General features: G+C 64.8%; 25 protein-coding genes. 12 read left to right on the top strand and 13 right to left on the bottom strand.

Annotated elements, in window-relative coordinates:
- The 3 genes from GJ630_RS05775 to GJ630_RS05765 form a co-directional block, all read right to left on the bottom strand.
- Positions 1-806, bottom strand: an 806-nt coding sequence (locus GJ630_RS05775) for a DUF58 domain-containing protein (protein WP_191449530.1), incomplete at its 3' end; no start/stop codon positions are given.
- Positions 806-1,744, bottom strand: coding sequence for a hypothetical protein (locus GJ630_RS05770; RefSeq protein WP_151146212.1), 939 nt, complete (start codon positions 1,742-1,744; stop codon positions 806-808). The genes GJ630_RS05770 and GJ630_RS05775, both read right to left, overlap by 1 nt.
- Entirely contained in the window at positions 1,741-3,981 is a 2,241-nt protein-coding gene (locus GJ630_RS05765) for a DUF4129 domain-containing protein (RefSeq protein ID WP_371727051.1), read from the bottom strand. Before GJ630_RS05765 ends, GJ630_RS05770 begins: the two co-directional genes overlap by 4 nt.
- Before the next feature lie 216 nt (positions 3,982-4,197).
- Here GJ630_RS05765 and GJ630_RS05760 point away from each other — a divergent pair, with 216 nt between their 5' ends.
- On the top strand, positions 4,198-4,743 hold the full coding sequence (locus GJ630_RS05760; protein ID WP_014040403.1) for a hypothetical protein: 546 nt from the start codon (positions 4,198-4,200) through the stop codon (positions 4,741-4,743).
- Between the two features lie 40 nt (positions 4,744-4,783).
- On the top strand, positions 4,784-5,119 hold the full coding sequence (locus tag GJ630_RS05755) for a hypothetical protein (protein ID WP_129755170.1): 336 nt from the start codon (positions 4,784-4,786) through the stop codon (positions 5,117-5,119).
- Here GJ630_RS05755 and GJ630_RS05750 read toward each other — a convergent pair.
- Positions 5,116-5,343, bottom strand: a complete 228-nt coding sequence (locus tag GJ630_RS05750) for a ribbon-helix-helix domain-containing protein (protein WP_004518043.1) — start codon at positions 5,341-5,343, stop codon at positions 5,116-5,118. The two genes, GJ630_RS05755 and GJ630_RS05750, sit on opposite strands and share 4 nt — an antisense overlap.
- Positions 5,344-5,417: 74 nt before the next feature.
- Here GJ630_RS05750 and GJ630_RS05745 point away from each other — a divergent pair, with 74 nt between their 5' ends.
- From GJ630_RS05745 to GJ630_RS05735, 3 genes are all read left to right on the top strand, one after another.
- Positions 5,418-6,767, top strand: a complete 1,350-nt coding sequence (locus tag GJ630_RS05745) for an MFS transporter (RefSeq protein ID WP_050038088.1) — start codon at positions 5,418-5,420, stop codon at positions 6,765-6,767.
- A 70-nt stretch (positions 6,768-6,837) separates the two neighbouring features.
- Positions 6,838-7,524, top strand: a complete 687-nt coding sequence (locus GJ630_RS05740; RefSeq protein WP_050038087.1) for a glycosyltransferase — start codon at positions 6,838-6,840, stop codon at positions 7,522-7,524.
- Positions 7,525-7,566: 42 nt separating this feature from the next.
- A complete protein-coding gene (locus GJ630_RS05735) occupies positions 7,567-9,354 on the top strand; it encodes a glycosyltransferase family 39 protein (RefSeq protein ID WP_129755169.1) in 1,788 nt (595 codons plus the stop codon).
- A 36-nt stretch (positions 9,355-9,390) separates the two neighbouring features.
- Here GJ630_RS05735 and GJ630_RS05730 read toward each other — a convergent pair whose 3' ends face one another.
- Genes GJ630_RS05730 through GJ630_RS05715 form a run of 4 tightly spaced genes read right to left on the bottom strand, consistent with a single transcriptional unit; the run spans position 9,391 to position 12,323 of the window.
- Entirely contained in the window at positions 9,391-10,413 is a 1,023-nt protein-coding gene (locus GJ630_RS05730; RefSeq protein ID WP_064288080.1) for a lysylphosphatidylglycerol synthase transmembrane domain-containing protein, read from the bottom strand.
- Positions 10,410-11,267, bottom strand: coding sequence for a polysaccharide deacetylase family protein (locus GJ630_RS05725; protein ID WP_064288079.1), 858 nt, complete (start codon positions 11,265-11,267; stop codon positions 10,410-10,412). Before GJ630_RS05725 ends, GJ630_RS05730 begins: the two co-directional genes overlap by 4 nt.
- Positions 11,260-11,646, bottom strand: coding sequence for a DUF2304 domain-containing protein (locus GJ630_RS05720; RefSeq protein ID WP_050038083.1), 387 nt, complete (start codon positions 11,644-11,646; stop codon positions 11,260-11,262). Before GJ630_RS05720 ends, GJ630_RS05725 begins: the two co-directional genes overlap by 8 nt.
- Before the next feature lie 2 nt (positions 11,647-11,648).
- Positions 11,649-12,323, bottom strand: coding sequence for a glycosyltransferase family 2 protein (locus GJ630_RS05715; RefSeq protein WP_014040394.1), 675 nt, complete (start codon positions 12,321-12,323; stop codon positions 11,649-11,651).
- Between the two features lie 178 nt (positions 12,324-12,501).
- On the opposite strand from GJ630_RS05715, the gene GJ630_RS05710 reads away from it, so the two are divergent.
- The 3 genes from GJ630_RS05710 (at position 12,502) to GJ630_RS05700 (ending at position 15,021) form a co-directional block, all read left to right on the top strand.
- Complete coding sequence (locus tag GJ630_RS05710) at positions 12,502-12,924, top strand: cobalamin B12-binding domain-containing protein (RefSeq protein WP_004961266.1); 423 nt, start codon at positions 12,502-12,504, stop codon at positions 12,922-12,924.
- Positions 12,921-13,979, top strand: coding sequence for a methylmalonyl Co-A mutase-associated GTPase MeaB (gene meaB, locus GJ630_RS05705; protein ID WP_191449529.1), 1,059 nt, complete (start codon positions 12,921-12,923; stop codon positions 13,977-13,979). Before GJ630_RS05710 ends, meaB begins: the two co-directional genes overlap by 4 nt.
- Positions 13,980-14,079: 100 nt before the next feature.
- Complete coding sequence (locus GJ630_RS05700) at positions 14,080-15,021, top strand: alpha/beta fold hydrolase (RefSeq protein WP_014040391.1); 942 nt, start codon at positions 14,080-14,082, stop codon at positions 15,019-15,021.
- A gap of 3 nt (positions 15,022-15,024) precedes the next feature.
- Here the strand turns inward: GJ630_RS05700 and GJ630_RS05695 are convergent, their stop codons facing one another.
- From GJ630_RS05695 to GJ630_RS05675, 5 genes are all read right to left on the bottom strand, one after another.
- A complete protein-coding gene (locus GJ630_RS05695; RefSeq protein ID WP_014040390.1) occupies positions 15,025-15,411 on the bottom strand; it encodes a Zn-ribbon domain-containing OB-fold protein in 387 nt (128 codons plus the stop codon).
- Positions 15,408-16,574 carry a thiolase domain-containing protein gene (locus GJ630_RS05690; protein WP_008309110.1) on the bottom strand — a complete coding sequence of 389 codons (1,167 nt, stop codon included), beginning with the start codon at positions 16,572-16,574 and terminating at the stop codon, positions 15,408-15,410. The genes GJ630_RS05695 and GJ630_RS05690 overlap by 4 nt, the downstream gene beginning before the upstream one ends.
- A gap of 156 nt (positions 16,575-16,730) precedes the next feature.
- Positions 16,731-16,928 carry a DUF5800 family protein gene (locus GJ630_RS05685; protein WP_008309112.1) on the bottom strand — a complete coding sequence of 66 codons (198 nt, stop codon included), beginning with the start codon at positions 16,926-16,928 and terminating at the stop codon, positions 16,731-16,733.
- 115 nt (positions 16,929-17,043) lie between these two features.
- Positions 17,044-17,682, bottom strand: coding sequence for a transcriptional regulator GfcR (gene gfcR / locus GJ630_RS05680; protein WP_101350099.1), 639 nt, complete (start codon positions 17,680-17,682; stop codon positions 17,044-17,046).
- A gap of 334 nt (positions 17,683-18,016) precedes the next feature.
- Positions 18,017-18,892, bottom strand: a complete 876-nt coding sequence (locus tag GJ630_RS05675; protein ID WP_064288072.1) for a hypothetical protein — start codon at positions 18,890-18,892, stop codon at positions 18,017-18,019.
- Between the two features lie 59 nt (positions 18,893-18,951).
- Here GJ630_RS05675 and GJ630_RS05670 point away from each other — a divergent pair, with 59 nt between their 5' ends.
- The 4 genes from GJ630_RS05670 to GJ630_RS05655 all read left to right on the top strand — a co-directional run bounded on the left by GJ630_RS05670 (position 18,952) and on the right by GJ630_RS05655 (position 23,895).
- Complete coding sequence (locus GJ630_RS05670; RefSeq protein ID WP_191449528.1) at positions 18,952-19,941, top strand: aldo/keto reductase; 990 nt, start codon at positions 18,952-18,954, stop codon at positions 19,939-19,941.
- Between the two features lie 61 nt (positions 19,942-20,002).
- Positions 20,003-21,079, top strand: a complete 1,077-nt coding sequence (locus GJ630_RS05665) for a TrmB family transcriptional regulator (RefSeq protein ID WP_014040385.1) — start codon at positions 20,003-20,005, stop codon at positions 21,077-21,079.
- A gap of 233 nt (positions 21,080-21,312) precedes the next feature.
- A complete protein-coding gene (locus tag GJ630_RS05660) occupies positions 21,313-22,836 on the top strand; it encodes an extracellular solute-binding protein (RefSeq protein WP_191449527.1) in 1,524 nt (507 codons plus the stop codon).
- Positions 22,837-22,914: 78 nt separating this feature from the next.
- The gene (locus tag GJ630_RS05655) at positions 22,915-23,895 is read left to right on the top strand and encodes a carbohydrate ABC transporter permease (RefSeq protein WP_014040383.1); all 981 of its coding nucleotides are present in this window, start codon (positions 22,915-22,917) and stop codon (positions 23,893-23,895) included.

Below are 23,895 nucleotides of genomic sequence, written 5' to 3'. Positions count from 1 at the left end.
AGCGAGGTCACTGCGTGCGTCGTCGCGTACGCGCCGAGTTCGACTGCCGTCGGGCGACCGGGGCCGGCGGTCACCCGCGCCGGCGAGCGGGCGTCGACGACGAACACGACCGTCGTCGACACCCACTGCTCGTAGTTGACCGTCGACAGCGCTCCCCGCTTCGCGTACCCGCGCCAGTCGATGCGGCCGGCCGGGTCCCCGCGCTGATACTCCCGCGTCGAGTGGAAGGTGAAGCCATCGCCGGGGTCGTCGGTTGTGAGTTGGCCCACGCGGTCGGTCCCCTGGTCGGACAGCGGCGGTGCCTGGGCGTCAAGCTGACACACCAGCCTGTCATCGCCCTCCGCCTGTTGTCTCGCAGTCGCGACCTCGCCGGCTCCCGTACCCCGGACGCGGAGCCGCGGCTCGCCGAAGTCGTGTTCGCCTCGGCGGGCGATGAGCGTGTACTCGAGCGTGACTGATTCGCCGGCCGCAAGCGTCTCGCCGCCGCGTGGCGCCCCGTCCAGCACTGCGAGGTCAGTCGGAACGCCGTCGACGACCCGGATGTCCGACAGCGTCTGCTGGCCGCTGTTTGTCACCGTCAACTGGACTGCAACCGGGTGCCCCGGCGGCGCTGGAGTCGGGTCGACAGCCCGTGACACGACGAGTGCTGCCGGGACAGCAGCAGTCGACAGGATTCCGTAGGCCAGATACGAGAGCGGGAGTGTGGCGGCCAGCAGGAGTGTCCCGCTCCCCTCCCAGATGCCCGCTCCGGCGAGTGTCAGTGCGGCGACGATTGCGCCGCGCCACCGCATGGCTCGTCGGCCCATCAGTCCTGCACCTCCGTCACATCGCCCCAGTCGGCCCCGTCGGTCGCTGTGGTATCCGTTCCGTCCTCGTCAACCGGCGTTGTCCCGCCAGCTTCCGACTCGGAGTCAGCCGGGCCGTCCGCGGCAGTTGCGCCCTCGGTGGCGGTTCCGTCGACGTGGGCACCGTCAGACGCGCCGTCTGCGCTGGTCCCGACGGCTTCCCGCTCGGGAATCGACCCGTCGACGGCCCGCTGGAGGCTCCCGTCAGCCGCCCGCTGCAGGTCGGCGACCGCTGGGGCGACGACTGGCACCGGACGCGGCGCCTGCTGGCCGACCACTGTCGGCAACGCGTCGTCGGCCGCGACGCTGACTGCCGTCATCGCCCGTGCGCACCGCTTCCGGACGGCTTTTTCGGGAAACAGCCAGGCCCACAGGCGCGTGCGAAACGGTCGGTCCGGTGGCGTGACGGATTCGTCCAGTACCGCGGCGGCAACCGGGTCGTCCGTCCAGGTCCCCGCGGCTAACTGTGCTTTCACCGAGTCGGGGTCGTGGCCGCCCTGGACCAGTGCCTCCGTGAGCGCCGCCCGAAGTGGTTCCCGAACGGGGCCGACGCTCTCGGCGACCGGCCCGTCGTCGCGGGCCTGTGCAGCCGCCGCTTCGACGCGTTCCGCGAGTTCGGTTCCGGAGACAGCGTCGTCTGTCGGTGTCGTCTCCAGAAACCCCTCGGTGAACTTGTCGTCAGCAGTCCACGGCGACGGTGATACCGAGGGGTCGTCGGGCGTCCGGAAGAGCTTCCAGGAGGCCACGAGCACGCAGACGAAGAGGACGAGGACACCCGCCGCACTCGGCCCGGAATCCGCCGGCTCTGGCGTCCCTGTCAGCCCGAGGACCGCGCCGGCAGCCACGAGTAGCAGGCCACACAACACGGCGATTCCCAGCCCGACGCGACGGCGATTCACCCTTCGTCCTCCTGCTCGTCGCTCGCACCCACCAGCGCATCGTACGCGCTACGGGCCTGCTCGCGCCGGCTGTCGCTCGAATGGCCGCCGTATTCGACGTCCCGGAACGCCTCTGTCAGTGCTTCGACGGGTGCCCTCGGGAGGCCGCTGTCGATTGCGGCCCGGGACACCTCGCCGGGCGTCCGCGTCCGCCAGCGCCCGGGGACGACATGCTTGGCGAACGCACGCCAGAGGTCGCGAATCGATGGGAGAGCCGATTCGCCGCCGCCCGACGAGTCAGTGACCGACCCGCTCGGTCCGGGGTTAGACGCCGTAGTCGGGCGGTCCGTATCGCCGACCTGGCCAGCGATGTAGACACCGACCGCACCCAGTGCCACCCCGGCCCCAGCCACGACGGTACCGGCCGTGCCCCAGCGAACATAGCTCACTGTCACGATGACACACGAGCCGCCGAGCGTTGCAATCCTGCGTGGCGTGCTTTCAGCCCTGGCCACAGTGACCGCTCGATACCCGGCCGACCGGAGCCACCGCTGGAAGCGACGCCACAGCCCTGACAGCGTTAGCGGAAGCGATGTGAGCCACGTCGCCAGACGGGCGGCCAGTCGGCGGCCCATGTTCAGCGTGGCTTCGATACGGCCGACGAGCCAGAGTGCCGTTCGCCGGGTCCACTGAACGACGCGGGCGACGAAGCCAACCGCCGTTTCACCGCCGTTCTTGGCCGCGTATGCGACCGCCTGTCCGCCCGAGAAAGCAGCCGTCCGATAGTGGTACAGCGCGGCGACGCCCACGACTGCGAGCGCGACGACCAGCCCGTCCCGTTCCCAGAGCACGCCGATGACAAACAGCGAATCGAAGATTGTCCAGAGAATACCGACGCCGCGTGCGACCTTGGGGGAGTACATCACTGCGGCGATAGCGACGGTCACGACGGTTGCCACCAGCAGTATCGAACTTACCACGATGGTCCCGGTGTACGCGCCCCAGAGCGTCGTTCTCGCTGTCTGTCTGTCTGTTGCCGCTGTGACGGGAAGCGAGGGGTTTGCTGGGAGCGAGACGGCAACAGCGCCGTCAGCGCCAGTCTTTCCCCGGCGCTGGTCGCCGAGCGTGACAGTCGCGTTCTCGACCGGGTTTCCGTTTATCGTAGCGTTGACAGCGGCCCTGTCACCTGGTACCGGGAGGGCCTTCGCAGGCACGACGCGGACGTGTAAGTTCAGCACGTCGACGCGCGCGGACCCCTCGAACTCGCCGCGGGACACCGTTACTGCGGCGGTATCGCTGTCGGGGACTGTCAGTTGATACCGGCCGGCGGTGTCAGTTCGACCGACGATGTCGCCGTTGCGGGTCACGGTCGCGTTTCGGACTGGCACGCCGTCGACCGTTGCGACGAGCGGGACGGTCGACCCGGGGTACGGCTCGCCGAGCAGTGTCACGTTGACGCTCCCGCCGACACGGTACTGACCGGTGTCGTTGCCGGCCGCGGTCTGCTGGCGTGGGGCCGTCGAATCGGCCATCCCAGATGCGCCAGGAACCGTCCCAAATGCGCCAAGGGTACTTCGTGCGTACCCGTCCCCGTTTGAGACCGAGGTAGTCCCGCCAAGCGACAACACATCTCCTTCCACGAGGAGGCTTGCTGTTTCAGTATCTGATTGCTCGTCCGGTCGACGGTAGAACTGACAGGGCTCTGTTCCCGGCGATTCGACCGTTACGTTCAGCTCGCGCTGGTACGGAACCTGTGCGGTCACCTGGCCGCTCTGGTCAGTCCGGCCGACGTATCGGTCGTTGAACCAGACACGGGTCGCGGCCGCCGGTTCGAGGTCCTGATACACCAGAACGGTGAGGGGATGCCCGGCTTTCGGCTCTGACTCGACGAGGACGCCACAGCCGTCCGCAGTGGGCGGGGCGGTATCGCCGGGAATCGGAATCGGCTCTGTTCCTCCCGTGACGCCGCCGCTCCCACCTCCGTCGCGACGGTGTTCCCGTGTGCCTGCAGGTGTCTGGGTGTCGGTGACGCTGCCGCCCCCGCCACCGTCGCGGCGTTGTTCCCGCGTATCGGCTGGCGTCTGCGTGACTGGCTCGGTGCCGTGACTCCCGTCACCGCCCCCGCTGCTGGTCCCGCTCTCAGTGATCGGTGGCGGGGCCAGAAACGCGGCGACGATCAGCCCGACGAGGCAGAGACTTACCAGTGCCAGCTGCCGCCAGTCGACGCCGCCATGGCCGGTCTCGGATGCTGTACCCACTTGTCGCCCCTCGTAACTTACGCCCGTACCGCGACACCCAACGCTGTTATCATGGATATCTGCGTGAAAGATAATCAATCCCCGGTATGGTCGCCGACAGCAACGCCAGTCGTGTGGGCATGCTGGCCAGTCCGTATCCACGACCTCCCTGCTTCCGCCCGGCGACGGTCAGGACCGATGGGTTCATTCTGGCCCAGGCCGAACGGGAAACTGACAATGCGCGTTCGCGACTGGCAGGACATTCTCGAAGACGTGATGGAGAGCAATGCCAATCCGGGGGACTGGCGTGCCGTCGGGGGCGACCGCGCGAACGGTATCGGCGAGGACATCTACTTCGGTCACCCCGACGCCGGTGTCTACCAGCTCAAGACCTACGCGAAGAACCCCTTCGAGGTACAGGGCGTCGGGTCACAGGTGGCCCGCCGTATCGACGACGACATCGACCCGCTGTTTCCGAACGACGGGTCGGGCATCTTCGGCGTCCAGCAGGGACCGGAAGACGAGGACGACGCCAAGGAGAAGGCCAAGAACCTCGAAACGGTACTCGAAACCCACGCGGACGCACCCACGTCGCCGCAAGCGCTGCTTGAGGACATGATGGACGCGATGGACTCCCCGGCCTACGGCCCGATGGAGTTCGACCACCACGACCGGCCCGACCAGATGACCGAACTCACGGAGACGTTCGAGGAAGCGGAGGAACTACTCGACGCGGAGTTCGAGGACGTCATCGAGGAAGACGTAGCGCGGGGCTTCTACTGATGGCCGAACCGACGCGCGCCACCGGTTTCGGGGGCCGCTAATGGTCGGTCCCTCGATGACGGACGCCGACCGGAAACGCTTCCTCAGATACACGCAGGTCGGGTTCGCGCTTCTCATCGGCGTCTCGATGGGGCTGGTGACGTTGTACGGCGGTGCGGAACTGCTGGTTGTCGCCGGAATGTTTGTTGGCGGAACCGTCGTTGGCGGTGGCCTCGCGTGGTACATCATCCCGGAGAGCATCGCGGAAACGCCGTACGAGTCAGTCGACAGAGGTCCGAAACCCGGCGCAAAAATGAAGCAACGTCGGCAGGAAAACGACGGCTCCGGACAGCGGGCATCCGAGGACGACGGCCGACTCTCACAGAACCGCGACTAGAGGAAATCGTCCTGCATCGCGGGGTCCTGCTGTTCGGATGCCGTCTGGTCGAAAATCTCTTCGTCGAGTGTCTCGGTCTCTTCCGTCGTAGTGTTGTAGGCCGAAATCCCTCGCTTCAGGAGGTCTTCGACGGCCTGGTCGCGGTTGAGGAACTCGCCCTGTTCGACGAGTCGCTGGATGTCCGAGTCCACCTGGTCCGGAAGTGACACCTTGATCTTGCTCACACTTGCCGCCTATACTGTTCGGACATAAAAACCCACCCCTGGTTTTGGGAGGGGTGAAAAAGGCGCACGCGCAGATGCGCGGAACCGTCACACACTTGCCGGCGGCCGACACGAACCAGAGTGTGAACGCGAACGACCGAGCGATTACCGCGCTGGTCATGCTCGCACACGGGCTGGTCCACACCTACGAGATGGCGGTCCCGATATTCGTCGTCATCTGGCTCACCGAGTTTGACCTCATCAACCTCGGTATCGCCCAGTTCGACGTGACGACGGCCACCGTCGGCGTCATCGTGACGCTGGGCTACGGCCTGTTCGGGGCTGGTGCGCTCCCGGGCGGTATCGTCGTCGACCGTATCGGCTCCCGCCGACTCATCACCGGCTGTCTGCTGGGGATGGGCGGCTCGTACATCCTGCTGGGACTGGCTCCGAGCATGGTCGTCATCGCGCTGGCGCTCGTCCTCTGGGGACTCTCGGCCAGCGTCTACCACCCGGCCGGGCTCTCGCTCATCAGCAAAGGCGTCGAACAGCGCGGAACCGGGCTGGCCTACCACGGTGTCGCCGGGAACCTCGGTATCGGCCTCGGCCCACTCGTCGCCGCAATTCTCCTGCTGGTCGCCGAGTGGCGGACGGTCGCGCTCGTCCTCGGCGTTCCCGCGTTGCTCGCCGCCGTCTACGCCTCGCGGGCGAGTTTCGACGAGACGGCAGCCGTGACGACTGCAACCGACGGCGGGTCGAAGGCCAGCAGCGGTATCGACTCGCTCGGGGAGTTCCTCACGGAGAGCAAGCACCTGCTGACAGGGAGCTTCCTGCTCGTGTTCGTCGTCGTCATGTGCTCGGGGCTGTACTACCGCGGCGTCCTCACCTTCCTCCCGGAACTCCTGCGGGACCTGCCGGGCTTCGAGCCCATCCCGATAGAGACGTTGTTGCCTCCCAGCGTCCTGTCGGCGCTCGGTATCGAGGCCGGGACGGGCCAGACGCTCAAGCCACAGGACTACTTCTACGCCGGACTGTTGCTCATCGGCGTTTTCGGCCAGTACGCCGGCGGGAAACTGAGCGACCGAATTCCCGTCGAGTACGGTATCGCCGGCTCGTTTCTGGTGCTTGCCGTCCTTGCAGTGCTGTTCGTTCCGGTGTCGGCGATGGGCTTCGGTCCGTTAGCGGTGCTTGGTGCGCTGCTAGGGGTCACCCTCTTCGTCGTCCAGCCGATGTATCAGGCCGCAGTTGCGGAGTACACGCCCGCCGGCACGCGCGGACTCTCGTACGGCTACACGTATCTGGGCGTGTTCGGCGTCGGCGCGCTCGGCGGCGGGCTGGCCGGGTCGATTCTGGCCTTTGCGAACGCGACGGCGCTGTTCGGGACGCTCGCCGGAATTGCACTCGTCGCCGTTCTCGCGGGAACCGCCCTCGCGCGGCGTTCGTGACTGCCTGAGACCGGGGACAGGCCGTCGCATCGCTTGCTATTTCTGTCTGTACGATGTACCTGCCTCTCAGATGGACGCCGCAGTCATCGTCCCGGCCTACAACGAGGCGGAGTCGCTGGCCCGCTGCCTGGCTCCCTTCGAGTCACAGCCCGTCGAACTGGTCGTCGTGGTCGGCGGCGACGACGGTACGGAACAGGTGGCCCGTGACACGCCCTTCGTCGATACGGTCGTCCGGTGCGACGAGGGCGGGGCGGGAATCGCCCGAAACCACGGAGCAGCGGCCGCAAAAGCCCCGATACTGCTGTTTACCGACGCCGATACGGTCGTCCCCGAGGACTGGGTCCGCCTGCATCTCAGGCACTACACCGACGACGATGTGGTGGGGGTCGGCGGCCCCGCACGCCCGCTCGAAGACAGCCTCAAACACCGCGTGCTGTTCAAACTGCTGTCGGACTACTGGTATCGGGTGTCCTGGCCGCTGGGCTTCGTCCAGCAACCGGGCTTCAACTGTAGCTTCCGGGCCGACGCCTTCGAGGCCGCGGGCGGCTTCGACGAGGACATCCCGTTCATGGAGGACACGGAGCTCTCCTTGCGGATGAAAGAGTACGGCCGAATCGTCTACGACGCCGACTCCTGCGTCGCTACGTCGGCCCGCCGTGAGGCCGACGAGGGATATCTCTCGCTGTTTGCGAAGTACGTCCGCGGGTACGCGAACCACTACATCCTCCGCCGGGAGTTCGATGCCGACTATTTCTGAGAAGGGCAGCCTTTTCAACACACACCCCGGAGCAGTGACACGATGAGTAGCTGGCGGTCACTGTCCCGACGTGCTGTCGAACAGGTACGGTCGGATTTCCGGGACGACCCCTATCTCCGCTACGTGCTCCTGCTGTCGACTGTTATGGTCGGGTTCTGGTTCTGGCACCGCATCCCGAACTTCGCGACCCGTGACGAGTACAGTCGTCTCCTTGACGCGATGGTCGTCTACGGGTCGGTCCTCGAAGAACCGAGTTTCGAGGGGCTCAAGGCCGGCGTCGAGTGGGGCCGGGCCCCCTTCGGCGCGACGCTGTACCTCTATGCGCTGGCTATCCTCCCCGTCGTGCTCGTCGCCGCCATCACCGGCGACCTGGGCGCATTCACCACGATTGCCTTCCCTAGCTGGGAGTTCGGCCACTACGAAGTCTGGGCCGCCACGCCAGAGTGGATCTGGACCTGGAGCCTGGTCTTCATCCGGCTAACCAACGTCGTTGCTGCAATCTGTGCCGTCTACCTCACCTACCGCCTCGGCGTCGCACTCGAGGGCCGCAACGCCGGCCGGCTGTCGGCCGTCGTGCTCTCGCTGACCTTCGGCTTCCTCACCATCTCGAAGGAGGCCGGCGAAGATATGCCGGCGCTGGTGTTCGTCCTCCTCGCGCTGTACCTGCTGGTCAGGTACGTCCAGACGGACGACGGAACGCTGTTTCTGGCGGCGAGCGCCGCCGGCGGTGTCGCAATCGCGTTCAAACTGACGGCCGCGCCGGTCGTCCTCCTCATCGGTGTCGCCTTCCTGCTGCGTGCCCATGCCGCTGACGCGCCGCTGACGGAGACGCTGTACCGGCCGAAGCTCCTGCTGAGTGGCGCACTGCTCGGGTTCGCCATGATTGTCCTCGGGTTCCCAACCGCGCTCGTGGCGGGAGCCGAACCGTTCATCGAGCGGGTCTTCGGCGGCTCGACCTCGCGGATGAGCCATCCGACGGGCCCCGACGCCCCGATGTGGTGGTGGTTCCTCCGGGGCTACTTCAGCGCGCTGGGGCTACCGCTGTTTGCCGCGGCCGCAGCGAGCGTCGTGGCGACCGTCGCAACCATCCGTGACCGCGGCTCTGCCTTCCACGGCACCGTCCTCGTTCTGACGGGACTGGTGGCCTACATAGCGATGTTCTCCCAGTGGCACGACTTCCGCGTACACCACCTCCTGCCGACCTTCCCGCTCATCGCCTTACTCGTCGGGGGCCGACTGGTGCAGCTCCGCGAGCGCTCGACCAGTCTCGCTCGCCCGGTGTTGGCCGTTCTGCTGGTGACGACGGCGGTCTACGCCGGTATCGGGACGGCACAGTTCGCATCCATGCCCCGAGACGAGGCGACGGCCTGGCTCGAAGACAACAGCGACGAGGGCGACGTGGTGGAGACCTACCGCGTCCACATCCAGGACACCGCCGTCCCGCATTCGATGACTGCCCGACACGTCGCCGGTCAGGACTCGGAGGCGGAGGAGGCGATGGCCTGCCCGCGGTACATCCAGGTCGGGTATCGGGATCTGCTGTATCTCAAGGAGGACACCTACTACCGGAACGGCGATGCACAGGCGACCTACCTCCGGAATCTCCTGAACGAGGAGTACAACTACAGAATCGTCGCCGAGTTCGGGGAGCGGCCGCCGAACTTCGTTCCCCAGCGACCGACCCCCGGGTCGTTCACCGACCTGCTGCGGCTCGGTGTCGTCCCGCACACGGACCAGTTCGCCGACGAGCAAGAACTCGCGGCGAACCAGTACACCCTCATTCTGGAACGGGACGGCGAGTGCGACACGAGCCGGCATCCGCCGTTCTGAGCCGTTTTCTCGACTTCCCGCTCCGTTTTCCGCCGACTACTCCGTCGTCAATGACGTGACGTCGAGCCGAACGGAGGGATACCAGCCCGCGAGCGAGGGCAGGTAAATACTGAGGAACCGGTCGACGAAGATGATAGGGATGATGACCTCCGCTGGGATACCCAGCGCGACGAACACCGCCGTCGCCGTGGCCTCGGTGATGCCGATGCCGCCGGGCGTCAGCGGCAGAAGCGTCACGGTGTACGCGACCAAGAGATACAGCGGCAACGCGACCAGCGGTTCGAACGCGACGCCGAAACTCCCCAGCAGCAGGCCGACGCGGACACCGGGTGCGAGCACGAGGTCGACGGCCCAGCCGACCGCGTAGCGGAGCCACACTGCCGGCTCGCTCGCGAGCGACCGAAACGTCGTTGTCGAACTGTCGGTGAACTCAAGCAGGCCGTCGAGCCGTGCCGCGAGTCCCTCACCGAAGCGTGGAACCCGGACCGCGACCCCGGACAGCCAGCCGATGAGCCGGTCCAGATACGAGAGATTGAGGCCTCCAAACAGGATGGCGAGGCCGGCCGCGAAGTACAGGCTCGTCGCGAGCGCTAGCAGCAGAATAAGTTCGAGCCGGAGCAGTGGGATCGCCAGAACGAGCCCTGCAGTCGCCGCCACGCCGTAGTATAGCGCGAAGATACCGGTGTGAAGCGCTGACGCGGCCGCGGCGTCGCTGTAAGCCATCCCGGTCTGACTCCGGAGGACGAACGGCGCGGCCAGCCGTCCCGAGAGCCGCGAGGGGAGCAACTGATTGACGAAGTTCACGATGAGCGTCGTCCCGGCGGCGGTCCGGAACTGGACCGGTGCGAGCGGGGTGATTACCGCGTACCACGAGTAGACCCGGCCACAGATGCCGAGCGTGCTGACGGCGACGATAGCGAGCACCGTCTGAATCTTGACGCCGGCGAGCAGGTCGACAGCGCTGGCGATGTCGAACTGCGTGAGTAGCCATGCCAGCGCAACGACGGCGAGACCGTACTGGGCGACCGTGATCCCCAGATCACGAGCCCGGCTCGTCACGGCGTCTCGCCCCTGTGTAGCCGTGTCGCGACCGTTTCGCCATCCGCCAGCACCGCCTGTACGGTCGTGAACTCGAAGTCCTGCTGTAAGATCCGCTCGACGGCCCGTCGCATCCAGTCACCGGTCCTGACGTACACTCGCGTCGGCACCCCCTCTACGGCCGGCAGGTCCACCAGTTCCCACGGGTGGACGTACAGCATCGGCGTGATGCCCCGGCGGGCCAGTAGCCTCATGCCCAGAATCGTGTACCGCGGGCCGAAAAACCGGAGCCAGGTCCCGGTGAGGGGCAACTGCAGCCCCGGCATGACGCTCGCCGGGAACTCGGTGATACTGTCCGGCGCGTCCGGGTGCACCGCCGACGCCGGAACCGGTCTGTGGATGTCGTACTCGCCGCCGTACCACCCCGGAATCGACCGGCTTGAGACGACGCTAGAGTCGTACGTGTATCCGATGTCGGCCAGCAGGTGGAAGTGGTCGTCAGTGATGTCGAAGGCGGGCGCGCGGAACCCGGAGACCTGCTCGCCGGTGACCCGCTCCAGCACGTCCTTCGACTCGGCCAGTTCCGCCCGTCGCCCGTCGCTGTCGAGGTCCGAGAGCAACTGGTGGGTGTGCGTGTGCGACGCGACTTCCAGTCCCGCATCCGCAAGTGCCCGGACGGCGTCGGGGTGGGACTGGGCGACTGATGACACCACGAACGCGGTGGCAGTCGCGTCGTACTCCGCCAATATCTCCCTGAAAAACCGGCCGCCGTCGAGACCGACGCCGTCGCGGTCCGTCGTCCCCGACGCGCTCCGGTACGCCGGCGTCTGGGTGAACAGCTCGAAATCTATCGACAGCACCGCGCGGTTACTCATCCTGCTTGTCCTCGGTCTGTAGCTGGTGTTCCTCCAGTTCGCTCCGGAGGAGGCTCAGCTCCTCGTTCAGCCGCGACAGCCGGTCGTACATGTGCCCGATGCGGTTGAGCAGGTACGTCACCGCCACGAACAGCGTCAGGTTCGAGATGACGAGGATGGCCCGGGCTTTCCACTCCAGGCCCAGCAGCCGCGCCACGACCTCGAACACGTTTGGGACGATGGCGACGACGATGAGCCCCGCGCCGAGCAGCAGCGACATCACGAACAGCTCCAGCGATTCGCGTTCGCTTCTGACGATGATGTACCCGTTCGCGAGGAAGGCCAGGCCGACGACCAGCGACAGGAGGTTGACCAGTGAGTAGTCGAATCCAAAGACCATGATTATCGAAAGAGGAGGACGCGAAACACCGTGTCAGTCATGCGTAGCGGGTAGAGTACGAGCGTGTCGAGGCTGAACTGCGACTCGCCCTCGTCCCGGATCGGCATCTCTATCGATACTTCTTCGATCCGCTGGCCGCGCTGGGCCGCGTCGAGCGTCTGTTCGACCGCCCAGTGGTTGTCCGAGCGGTGGAGGATGTCCTGTAGCGCCGACACGCGGTAGACGCGGAAGCCGCTCGTCACATCGGTGATGTCGATGCCGCCGAGCTTCCGTACGACGGTCGTGAAGAAGGTGATTCCCAGCCGCCTGATGAGCGGGTAGTCGTCGATGCTCTCGTTCAGGTAGCGGCTGCCGATGACCATGTCCGCGTCCTCGGCGTGGGAAAGCAGGGTCGGAATCTTCTCCGGGTCGTGCTGGCCGTCGGCGTCGACCTGCACGACGAAGTCGTAGTCGTGGCGGATGGCGTACTGGTAGCCCGTCCTGACGGCTCCGCCGACGCCGGTGTTAAAGACGTGTGTGACGACGTGTGCGCCGTGCTCGCGAGCGATGGCCGCGGTGTCGTCCGACGACCCGTCGTCGACGACGACCACCTCGTCGACGTAGCGGCTCGTTCCGTCGATCACCGACCCGATGGTGGACGACTCGTTGTACGCGGGGATGACGGCGACTGTTCGCACTGGTGGAAACGCCGCTAGCAGCGAACTTAGAATTGTCGTTCTATGGAATGGTCCTATTCTGGTCTGTGAGCCCGCACTCGACCCGGCAGCATATTTCGTTCCCTGCGGGGACTCGCAATCGACATCGGTCATGATGAATAGGGCAAGAATGAAAACACACCGCGCGGTACGTACTGGCATGAGTGTCGAGCAGGAGCAGACGGAACGGACCATCAGGTGTCTGGTGGCGAAAGTCGGACTCGACGGGCACGACCGGGGCGCACACGTCATCGCGCGGGCGCTCCGTGACGCTGGCTTTGAAGTGATTTACTCAGGGCTCCATCGAGCGCCCGACGAAGTCGTGCAGGCCGCTGTGCAGGAGGACGTAGATGTTGTCGGCATCTCCATTCTCTCGGGGGCGCACAACACGCTGGTCCCAAAGATTCTCGACGGGCTAAGAGAGTATGACGCGTTCGATGACCGGCTCATCCTCGTCGGCGGCATCGTCCCGGATGACGATCAGGAGGAACTCCGCGGCCAGGGCGTTGACGAGATATTCGGCCCGGGCGCGTCCATGGAGGAGATGATCGACTACATCCACGAGAACGCGCCCGAGCGATGAGCGACCTCGTCGCTGACCTGCTTGCGGGCAAGCACAGCGCCCTCGCCAGAGTCATCACACTGATAGAGAACCGTTCGTCGGGGTACCGAGAGATAATTTCCGACCTCCACCAGCACACCGGGACAGCCGACGTTATCGGCGTCACGGGCAGCCCCGGTGCGGGCAAGTCCACGCTGGTCGACAAGGTCGCAGCGACCTACCGCGAGCAGGGCCAGACCGTCGGCGTCATCGCTATCGACCCGTCCTCGCCGTTCTCCGGCGGCGCGGTGCTCGGCGACCGGATACGGATGGCCTCGAATGCCGGCGATATGGACATGTTCTTCCGGTCGATGTCCGCTCGTGGCTCCCTCGGTGGGCTGTCGACGGCGACGACCGACGCCGTGACCGCGCTGGACGCGTTCGGCAAGGACAAGATCATCGTCGAGACGGTCGGCGCAGGCCAGAACGAGGTCGACATCGTCCGCACCGCCGACACCGTTGCCGTGCTCGTCCCGCCGGGCAGCGGCGACGACGTGCAGATGCTCAAAGCCGGCATCCTCGAAATCGGGGACGTGTTCGTGGTCAACAAGGCCGACCTCGATGGGGCCGACCGGACGGTCCAGCAACTCCGGGAGATGCTGCAGGGGCGGAGCGGACGGCCGGACTCCGGCCATCACGGCCCGACCGAACTCGCCGGTGACCACGGCGACGCGTCCGACGACGACTCCGATGACGAGGACGACGGGTCGGAAACGTGGAACCCCCCCATCGTGGAGACAGTCGCCAATCGGGGCGAGGGCGTCGAAGATTTCCTAGATGCGCTGGCCAACCATGGGGACTACCTGGACCGAACCGGCCGCCGAGAGGGCCAGGCGCGGGAGCGCTTCGCCGCCGAGATTCGGACCCTGCTTCGGGAGGACGCCAACGAACTACTGGTCGACGAACTTGACCGCCGCGGCGGCATCGAGCAGTACGTCGACGCCGTCATCGAGCGCCATACTGACCCGTACACGGTTGTCGACGAGGTGCTCGAACCGCTCCGTGCGTGTCTCGACGAGCGTCGCGACGGGGCCTGAGTACGAGGCTGGCACCCACCGGACTGAGAAAGCTCTCGGGCAATCGACACCTGATGCTCGTCCAGCATGTATAACACACTCCGGGCCCCAAGATATCAGTATGAGACTCCGCAAGGCGCTCGGGGCGGTCGTTGGTGCGGTCGGCGCGACAGCCGCTGCCAACCGCGTGCTGCAGTCGCGGGCCGGCGCGTTCGAACCGATGCTCGACGGGGAACAGGGGACGTACCGCTGGCGCGGGTTCGATATTGCGTACACTGAAGCCGGGGACCCGTCGGACCCGGACCTCGTGTTGTGCCACGGCATCAACGCCGCTGCCAGCAATCACGAGTTCCACACGGTGTTCGACACGCTGGCCGAGGACTACCACGTCATCGCGCCGGATCTGCCGGGCTTCGGGCACACGGACCGGCCGCCGCTGCTGTACTCGGCGTCGCTGTACACGGCCTTCGTGCGCGATTTCATCGAGGACAACACCACCGATGCGACCGTCGTCGCGTCGTCACTGACCGGGGCCTACGCCGCCAGCGCGGCACAGGAAGTCGACGTCAAGGAACTCGTCCTCATCTGCCCGACGGACAGTTCGATGGGTAATCGTACCGTCTGGCTCCGCTCGCTGCTCCGCGCGCCGGTCATCGGCGAGGCCATCTACAACCTTACCGTCTCGAAACCCTCCATCCGGCACTTCCACGCCGACCACGGCTACTACGACATGGATAATCTCACCGAGGACGTCGTCGACTACGAGTGGCAGAGCGGCCACCAGCCCGGCGCGCGGTTCGCACCGGCGTCGTTCGTCTCCGGCTTCCTCGACCCGGAGGACGACCTCGGTGAAACGCTGGCCGGCCTCGACGTGCCCGTGACGCTGGTCTGGGGCGAGGACGCCGACATCACGCCGCTGTCGGAGGGTCGCGACCTGGCCGAACAGGCGGACGCGATGCTCGTCGTGTTCGGTGACTCGCTGCTCTTGCCCCACGTCGAACACCCCGGTGAGTTCGTCGACGTGGTCCGCGACAGAGTGACGTCGGTAACGGTCGAGAACTGAGTTCTAGCGCGGCCGGAACACGACGGCTCTGTCGCCGGTCGTCACGCGCTCGCCGACGTCGATACCGACCACGTCGCCGATGGCAACGTCGTCCGGGTCCACGTCACGGACGAGTCCCGTGACCGACACCGGTCCGAAGTCGGCGATGGCGGTGACGTAGGGCGCGTCGTCCTCGAACTGCGGCGTCGGGACCGTAATCGTCGTGTGGCTCGCGATTTCGCCGGATTCTGGCAGATCGACCGCCGAGAGTTCCTGGTCGTGACAGCGCGGGCACACCCGCCGGGGCGGCAGCCAGCCGTGGCCGTTCGAACATTCGAGGTAATAACCGTCGTCCGATTCGATGCTGTCGAGCCACTCGTCGTACTCGCCGTCTCGTGCGGATTCGGTCATTCTTGCACCTCCATGACGTGGACGGTCGTAGACGCGACTGTACCGCCCGCGTTGTGCGCGACGCCGACAGTGCTGTCCGGGACGGCGTCGGCCCGCGGGTGCGACCCGTCGAGGAGCCAGGCAACGGTCGCCAACTGGGCGACACCGGTCGCGCCGACCGGGTGACCTTTGGCTTTCAGCCCGCCAGAGAGGTTTATCGGGAGGTCGCCGTCACGGGTCGTCTCCCCGTTGCGCGCCGCGGCGATGCCCTCACCGCGCTCGTAGAAGCCCAGCGATTCGATTGCGAGTACTTCCGCGATAGTGAAACAGTCGTGGACTTCGGCGAAGTCGACGTCGTCTGGACCGACGCCGGCGTCCCCGTAGGCCTCTTCGGCGGCCTTGTCGGCGGCGGGGGTCTGTGCCAGATGCGGGCGGTCCTGCAGTGCGAGATTGTCGCCGCCCTGTCCGGTGCCGGTGATGGCGACTGGGGCGTCCAGGTCGTGTTCCTCAGCGTAGGCCTCCGTCGTCAGGACGGCAGCCGCGGCCCCGTCAGTAATCGGACAGGAGTCATAGAGGCCCAGCGGGTCCGCAATCGTCGGGGCCTCCATCGCGTCCTCGACCGTGATTTCCTGCTGAATCTGGGCGTGCTCGTTGACCAGCGCGTGCTCGTGGTTCTTGACGGCGATGTGAGCGAGGTCCTCGTGGGAGCCGCCGTACTGGTCGAAGTACGACCGGGCCATCAGCGCGTACGCCCCGGGGAAGGTCATCCCGGCGCGGACCTCGTAGAGGTCGTCGGCGGCGATAGCGAGCGCGTCCGTCGCCGCCGCCGTCCCGATATTAGTCATCCGCTCTGCGCCGCCGACGACGACGACCTCCGCTTCGCCGTTCCGGATCGTCTTGACGGCTTCACGAACGGCCGTACCGGCTGATGCACAGGCCGCTTCGACGCGGGTCGCCGGAACGTCCAGGCCAATGGCCTCGGCCATAAGCGGGCCCTGATGGCCCTGGTGTTCCGCGAGCTCTCCCATGAAGTTGCCGTAATAGAGGGCTTCAGCGTCGTCCGGGTCGATTCCGGATTGCGATAGCGCTTCGAGTCCGGCCTCGGCGAACAGGTCTCGGCCGGTTCGCTCGGGGTGTTTCCCGAAATGTGTCACGCTAGCCCCGGCGATACGTGGGTCTGACATTATCTCCCAGTGTGCGCTGACGGCTTAAATGCCTACTGCTCGGATGCTTAATTAGCGCATATTCGGGGCCATAAACGCCTAAAAACGGGGTATGGGTTCTTAATCGAGGTTATCTCCCACGAAGGATCTATTGCCCAGAAAGGAACTATCTCCGCTTCAGTTCACGATCTCGGCGATACGCTGGGGTTCTCCCGATAGCGCGGGTTCCGGCTCGACCATCTGCAGCACTTCGTGATCGGTCACGTCGGGATACGACTTCTGGATGGCGTCCTCGATGAGGGCCTTTTCGAGGCGGAACTCCGTCCCCTCGTAGACGACATCTACGCCCTGTTCGTCGAACGACAGTACAGTCATGCCGCGGATTACGCACGGCACGAATAAAAGGATAGTCTCTCGCGCGGCCACACTGATTCAGGTGCTTCGACGGCCGCTCGACGTAACACGCGCTCCGCTCAGTCCGTCAGGATTGTTACGAGTCGCCGTCGCTGCCGACTCGGATGACCTGCAGCAGGGAGTACACCGGGACGCCGCGGATGTCGCCGACGCCGCGCTTGTCAGCCAGCACGACGCAGGCCACGGGGTTGCCGCCCTGTTCGTGGATCGCGTCGATGGTTTCGCCCATCGTCTTGCCGCTCGTGATAGTGTCGTCGACGACGTAGCAGTCGCGGTCCCGGATCTGCGCGAAGTTCCGGGAGAACGAACCGTCACTGGTCTCGCTCTCGTCGTCGTCCCACTGGTGTTTCGTCGGGGCGTACGTCCCGAGGTCGGTTTCCAGTTCCCGGGCAACAGTCGTCGCAAGCGGTGCGCCGGCCTTCTCGATGCCGATGGTGAGGTCCACGTCGTCGCCTTTCTTCGAGAGCAGGTCCGCCATCGCCGCCCCCGCGTGGTACAGCCGGTTGCTGTCCCGCCCGACGGCGGACCAGTCGACGTGGATATCGTGGGGACCGCCGTCGTCGCTCGTATCCGGTTCCGTGCCGGTGCCGCTGCGTTCGACAAGCCAACTCGCCGTCTCGCGGGAGACGTTGAGCTCGTCAGCGATCTCGCCCTTAGAGAGGCCACGCTGTGCCAGGTCGGACGCGCTGTCGACGAGGTCGTCGATATTCTTCATACCACCATCTCCGTGTGCGAGGATTTAATAGGCAGTGTTCTTCACTTACCGAAAATTTATTTACAACATCAGTTGTATATTTCTAGCGGCTGGGTTTCACTCCCCCTGCCGTCCGGGACCAGGTGGGACCACCGTTGGGTCACCAATGTTCCCCACCACTCCGACCCGGCCGACGTCAACCGTCTCACGGAGCATGGTTGTCCGCGGGACCGCACGCACCAGCGGTACAGGCGGGACTCTCCCACCGTTCCCGTCCATCGTCTCTCCGAACAGAACCCGGCTAGCGTCTCGAATCCCGGACCAGACACCGATTCGGCCGTTCCTGTACCTCGTTTCAGTTGTCGCTCACTTCAAAGGTGTAGAGGCGCTGCTCGCAGGTCGGACAGACGAGCGTCTCGTCGGGGTCCTGCCGTGGTCCCAGATGGCCGCCACAACACGACACCGACGACGACTCGACCAGTTCGGCGCCACAGACCGGACACCTGTCGAGAAACATCCGGAAGGCCTCCGCACCGGCGATTCTGAGCCGCTCGTCGTCGAGACGCTCGCCGAGGACCTCGTACGCCGCGAGCTCGGCGACGACGACCGGTCGAGGAAGGAGCTGCTTGTGGTCGGAGCCGAGTGCGACCCACTCCGCGTCGTCGGCGTACGGTTCTGTGTAGTCGACTCGCGGGAGCGATGCCTGCAGCGCCGTCGAAAGCGAATCGAGCGACTGGTCGGCCAGTTCGTCCATTCGCTCGTGCCACGCCGAGTCGATGGCCGTCGCGAGAAACAGCCGCTCCCCTTCGACTTCGATAATGCCGGCCGCCGATAGCTCCCGGAGAACGGTCTCGCCGTCCATCCCCACGTCGTCGGCCAGCGATTCGCTTTCCTGGCGAGTCACATCTTGTCGGGATGACTCTCTGTGCGATGGCTTTCCGTGGAACCACTCGTCCGGGACCGGTGACGCTGCCACCAGCCGCGGGGCAAATTCGGGCGTGTACGGAACCAGATACCCCCGAAGGTAGACCACTGCGACGCCGACAACGGCGACCAGCAGGCTCGCCCGCGGGCGGTTGCGTGCGCGAAGGAACATGACACCGATTCCAACGAGCCCCAGATTCAGGACAGTACACGGCCAGCATCTGTTCTCTCCGGTGTGCGACTCGTCGCTGAGCGTTCTGAGTGCGTCCATCGGATCTGTTTCCTTCGGTGCGGACTCCCGGCTCATGTTCGGACATCGGTATGCAGTCCCAAAATTCTTTAACAACAGCTGTGGTACAAAGTGGCATGAGTGATTCGCCGGTGACATACACCACGCTCGGGTCGACAGGGCTCGACGTGTCCCAACTCTGTCTCGGAACGATGAACTTCGGGAGCGCGGAGCCCTGGATGCTGAACGACGAGGCTGAGAGCCGCCGGATACTCGAACGGGCGCTCGATATGGGTATCAACTTCTTCGATACTGCCAACGCCTACTCGAACGGGGAGAGCGAGCGGATTCTGGGCAGTGCAATCGACTCCGCTCGCCGCGGCGAACTGGTCATAGCCTCGAAAGTATACTTCGATATGCACGACGGCCCGAACGGCAGTGGACTCTCGAAGAAACACATCATCGATCAGTGTCACGCCACCCTGGACCGCCTCGGCGTCGACTATCTCGATCTCTACCAGATCCACCGGTGGGACGACGACACGCCCATCGAGGAGACGCTGGACGCGCTGACGTATCTCGTCGATGAGGGGCTGGTCCGCTATATCGGCGCGAGCACGATGGCCAACTGGCGGTTCCAGAAGGCGCTGTACACGGCTGACATCGAGGGGTACGAGCGGTTCGTCTCGATGCAGCCGGAGTACAACGCCGTCGACCGCCACGAGGAGGCGAACCTCTTGCCGGTGTGCGAGATGGAAGGAGTCGGTGTCATTCCGTGGTCTCCCCTGGCCGGCGGCTTCCTGGCCGGGAAGTATGAACGCGACGACGACCTCTCCGAGGGCCGAGCAAGCACGGACGAGTACACAGCAAACCGGTTCAGCGACGAGAACTGGGCGGTCCTCGACGAGGTGCGGGCGATTGCCGACGCGAAGGGCGCGACGCCGGCACAGGTCAGTCTGGCGTGGCTCTGCCATCAGGACGTCGTCGACGCGCCGATTATCGGCCCGCGGACCATGGGCCATCTGGAGGAGAACGTCGAGGCACTCGACATCGAGTTAACTGACGAGGAGTGCGCCCGAATCGAGGCTCCGAAACAGCCACAGTGGCCGGTCGAGGGCAAGGACTGACCTGTGGACCTCGATAGATAACCATGCACGTTAACTGCGTACTCAGTTTCCCTGTACACACATGGACGACAGCGAACTAACCGATGTCCTCGAAGATGCCGGTCTCTCCCCGTATCAGGCGGAGGCCTACGTGGCGTTGCTGGGGTTGGGGACCGCATCGGCGACCGACATCGCTGACTCCTGTGACGTTCCGGACCCGCGGATCTACGACGTGCTCCGGGACCTGGAGACGAAGGGGTATATCGAGACGTTCCAGCAGGATAGCCTGACCGCCCGCGCCCGCAATCCGGACGTAGTGCTTGAGGACCTGCGGTCCCGGTCGAGCAAGTACCTCGACGCCGCAGAGACGATCGAGGAACGCTGGAACCAGCCCGAGATATCAGACCACGAGGTCAGTATCGTCAAGCGGTTCGAAACGGTCGTCAGCCGAGCCCGGGAGCTCATCGAAGCGGCCGAAAACCAGATTCAGGTCGGTGTGGACCCGGAGCAGTTCTACGCGGTTCGTGAGGAACTCATTGCCGCCCACGACCGCGGCGTGAACATCAAACTCAGCATCTGTACGGGTCCTGGCGAGGAAGTACCGCCGCTTTCCGACATCGAGGGGACCTGTACGGAGGCTCGGAACCGTGAAATTCCAGCTCCGTTTTTCGTGCTGGTCGACCGGACCTGGACGTGTTTTGCGCCTCACCACGACTCAGTCAACGAGTACGGCGTGCTCGTCAAGGACCGGACCCACACCTACGTCTTCCACTGGTTCTTCCTGACCTGTCTCTGGGAGATCTGGGACACACTGTACACCGAGCGGACGCCGGAAACCCCGACGACGTACGTCGACCTCCGCCACGCCGTCCGGGATATCGAACCGCTGCTGAACGAAGATGCGACTATCGAGGCCGTCATTGAGGGGTACGACACGGAAACGAAGGAGTCGGTCGAGCTGACAGGGCGCGTTACCGACATCGACTACACCGGGAGTAGCATCGGTCGGAAGGACCCCGTCCCACTGGCACAACTGGCCGGTCGAATCAGTGCGACGCTGGTCACCGACGACGGGACGTACGAGGTCGGTGGCTGGGGGGCCGTCATCGAGGAAATCGAAGCGACCGAGATTACAATTACGGACGTCACGTACGAGTGACACAGACGCCGTTTTTTCGGGATCAGTAAACTCTCCCTCAGTTTGCGCGTTTGAGATCCTCTATGTGGCAAACAGCTGTTTGACCTATCCCTGCGTATATATACTGAAAGATTTATACGATATCGAATAGTCAATAATATATCACGATTGCCGGGCTGAGGCCGACAATTAACAACACCTGTGGTTAATTATGGACAACCTTTAAGGTGTGTCCGGGATAGCTCAGAATAGATATGTCGGACAATGGCACAAGCGGCGAGCGGAACTCGACAGGCGTCTCCCGGCGACGGTTTGTCCGTGCCGCCGGAGCAGCAGGTGTTGTCGGTGGACTGGCAGGCTGTGCGGACTTCGTTGGTGGTGGCGATGGCGGCGACGGGAGTGACGGTGGCTCGACTGACGACGGTAGCAGCGGCGAGACGACGACGGTCCAGTGGGGCTTCGACCCGGTGGCCGTCCAGAACAACGGCGACGCAATCAAGCAGGCACTGCACGACAACGGCCTGTCGGACGACATCGAGATAGAGTTCGTTCCGCGCGACCAGGACACCGGTGCGGCCCGGTCGAACTACAACCGACTGCTCTCGGCCGGCGAGACGAACCCGGATATGTTCCTGATGGACAACGGCTGGACGAACATCTTCATCCAGCGGGGACAGCTCCAGAACCTCTCGCAGACGCTGCCGGAGGAACTCCTCTCGGACGTGTCAGACAACTACTTCTCGGCGTTTACGGACACGGCCCGGAATCCGAGCAACGGTGACCTGTTCGGTGTCCCGGTGTTCCCGGACTTCCCGACGATGCAGTACCGCAAGGACCTCGTCGAGGAGGCCGGCTACAGCCCCGAAGAGAACAACTGGGCGACCGAGCCGATGACGTGGGAGGAGTGGTCGAACATCGCCGCGGACACCTACGACAACGCCGATGTCGAGTACGGCTTTACCACCCAGTGGGACATCTACGAGGGGACCTCCTGCTGTACGTTCAACGAGGTCATGTCCTCGTGGGGCGGCGCGTACTTCGGCGGCCGCGACAACCTCTTTGGCCCAATCGGCGAGCGGCCGATCACGGTCAACAACACCGAAGTCATCAACTCCCTCAACATGATGCGGAAGTTCGTTCACGACGAGGAGTTCGACGGGCAGTTCGAGGGCTACGGCGGCGGCTTCACCCCGACCGAAATCCTCGGCTGGAAGGAGGAAGACGCTCGCGCGCCGTTCGTCAACGGCAACGCCGTCTTCCACCGGAACTGGCCCTACTCGCTGGCGCTCGGCGGCCGCAACCCGGAGGAGACCGAGGACCCGGCGCTCGGCGAGAACCTCGGCGCGATGCCGATTCCGTACGCCGTCTCCGAGAGCGATGCGGCACAGCCCGGTACGGGCGGTACCACGGCCGCCCTCGGTGGCTGGCACATGACGGTCAACCCCAACAGCGAGGACTTAGACGCCGTGACACAGGTCATTCGCGCCGCCATGGAGCCGGACTTCCAGCTCACGCTGCTGTCCGTCCAGGGGTGGCTGCCGCCGCGGCCTGAACTGTTCAACTCCAGCGAGGCCCAGAACGTGCCCGTCGTTGGCCGGTACATGGACACGCTGCAGGTCGCTGGTAACAACACGATGCCGCGCCCGGTGACGGCTGTCTGGAGCGATCAGTCCAGCAAAATCGCACAGCAAGCGAACCGCGCAGTCGGGCAGGAAGCCTCCTCGGCCGACGCGATGGCGACGCTAGAGTCCGCACTGCAAGAGACCGAGCAGTCCTGAAGCCACGGGCAACCGTTACAAAACCACCCCTGTGATTATTTACCATGACACATTCAAACGACGGACGGAGGTAACCGAATGAGTACAGAAACCGGCCGTGAATCCAGACGCTCGGGGGCACTCGTCAGCGTGATGCGCTGGATGGAGAACCTCAGCGACACGCAGTACGCGTATCTGCTGTTGGTGCCCGTGTTCGTCCTTCTGGGCATCGTCGCGCTGTACCCGCTGTTGCGCACCTTCGAGCTGTCGCTGTTCGCGCTCTCGGCGGACTTTTCGAGCACGACTTTCGTCGGCGCTGGGAACTACGTCGAGCTGTTTACCGGCGAGAAGAACCGGTACCTGCCGGGCGGAACGACGTTCCTTCCCGAAGGGTTTGGCACGAGTGCACTGCTGAACAGCGCACTGGTCGTCACGATAATCTTCGCCGTCGTGAGTGTACTGTTCGAGACGCTCATCGGCCTCGGACAGGCACTCATCCTCGACCAGGACTTCTACGGGCGGCGGTGGATTCGCGCGGCCATCATCATCCCGTGGGCTGTCCCTATCGTTATTCAGGGGATGATATTCTTCCTGATGTTCAATTCGAACGTCGGGTTCCTGACGCCACCGCTTGCCGACCTCGGGCTGCTCGCGCCGACGAACACGCTGAACGACACGGCAAGTGCGACGTTTATCATCATCGTCGCCGACATCTGGAAGACGTCGGCGTTCATGGCCCTGCTCATTCTGGCGGGGCTGCAGAGCATCGACCGGGGCCTGTACGACGTGGCGAAGGTCGCCGGCGCGACGAAGTGGCAGCAGTTCAAGCTCATCACGTTCCCGCTCATCCTGCCGACTATCGGCGTTGCCGTGCTGTTCCGGTCGGTGCAGGCGATGCGGGTGTACGGCATCATCGACACGGTGTCGAGCTGTACCGTCGTGCCGTCGCTGTCGTGTATGGTCGTCGCGACGTTCACCACCCGTGAGGGGACGTCCGCGGCCATCGCGTTCGTGACGGCCGCCATCATCGGGACGGTCGTAATGGGACTCATCGTCTGGCAAGGGGAGGACGCGATCTAA

Origin of the sequence: Haloarcula sp. CBA1122, from assembly GCF_009741785.1 — an archaeon.
Classification (GTDB): domain Archaea; phylum Halobacteriota; class Halobacteria; order Halobacteriales; family Haloarculaceae; genus Haloarcula; species Haloarcula hispanica.
The sequence above is the reverse complement of the archived record's forward strand: the minus strand, read 5'-3'. Positions and strand labels throughout refer to the sequence as shown.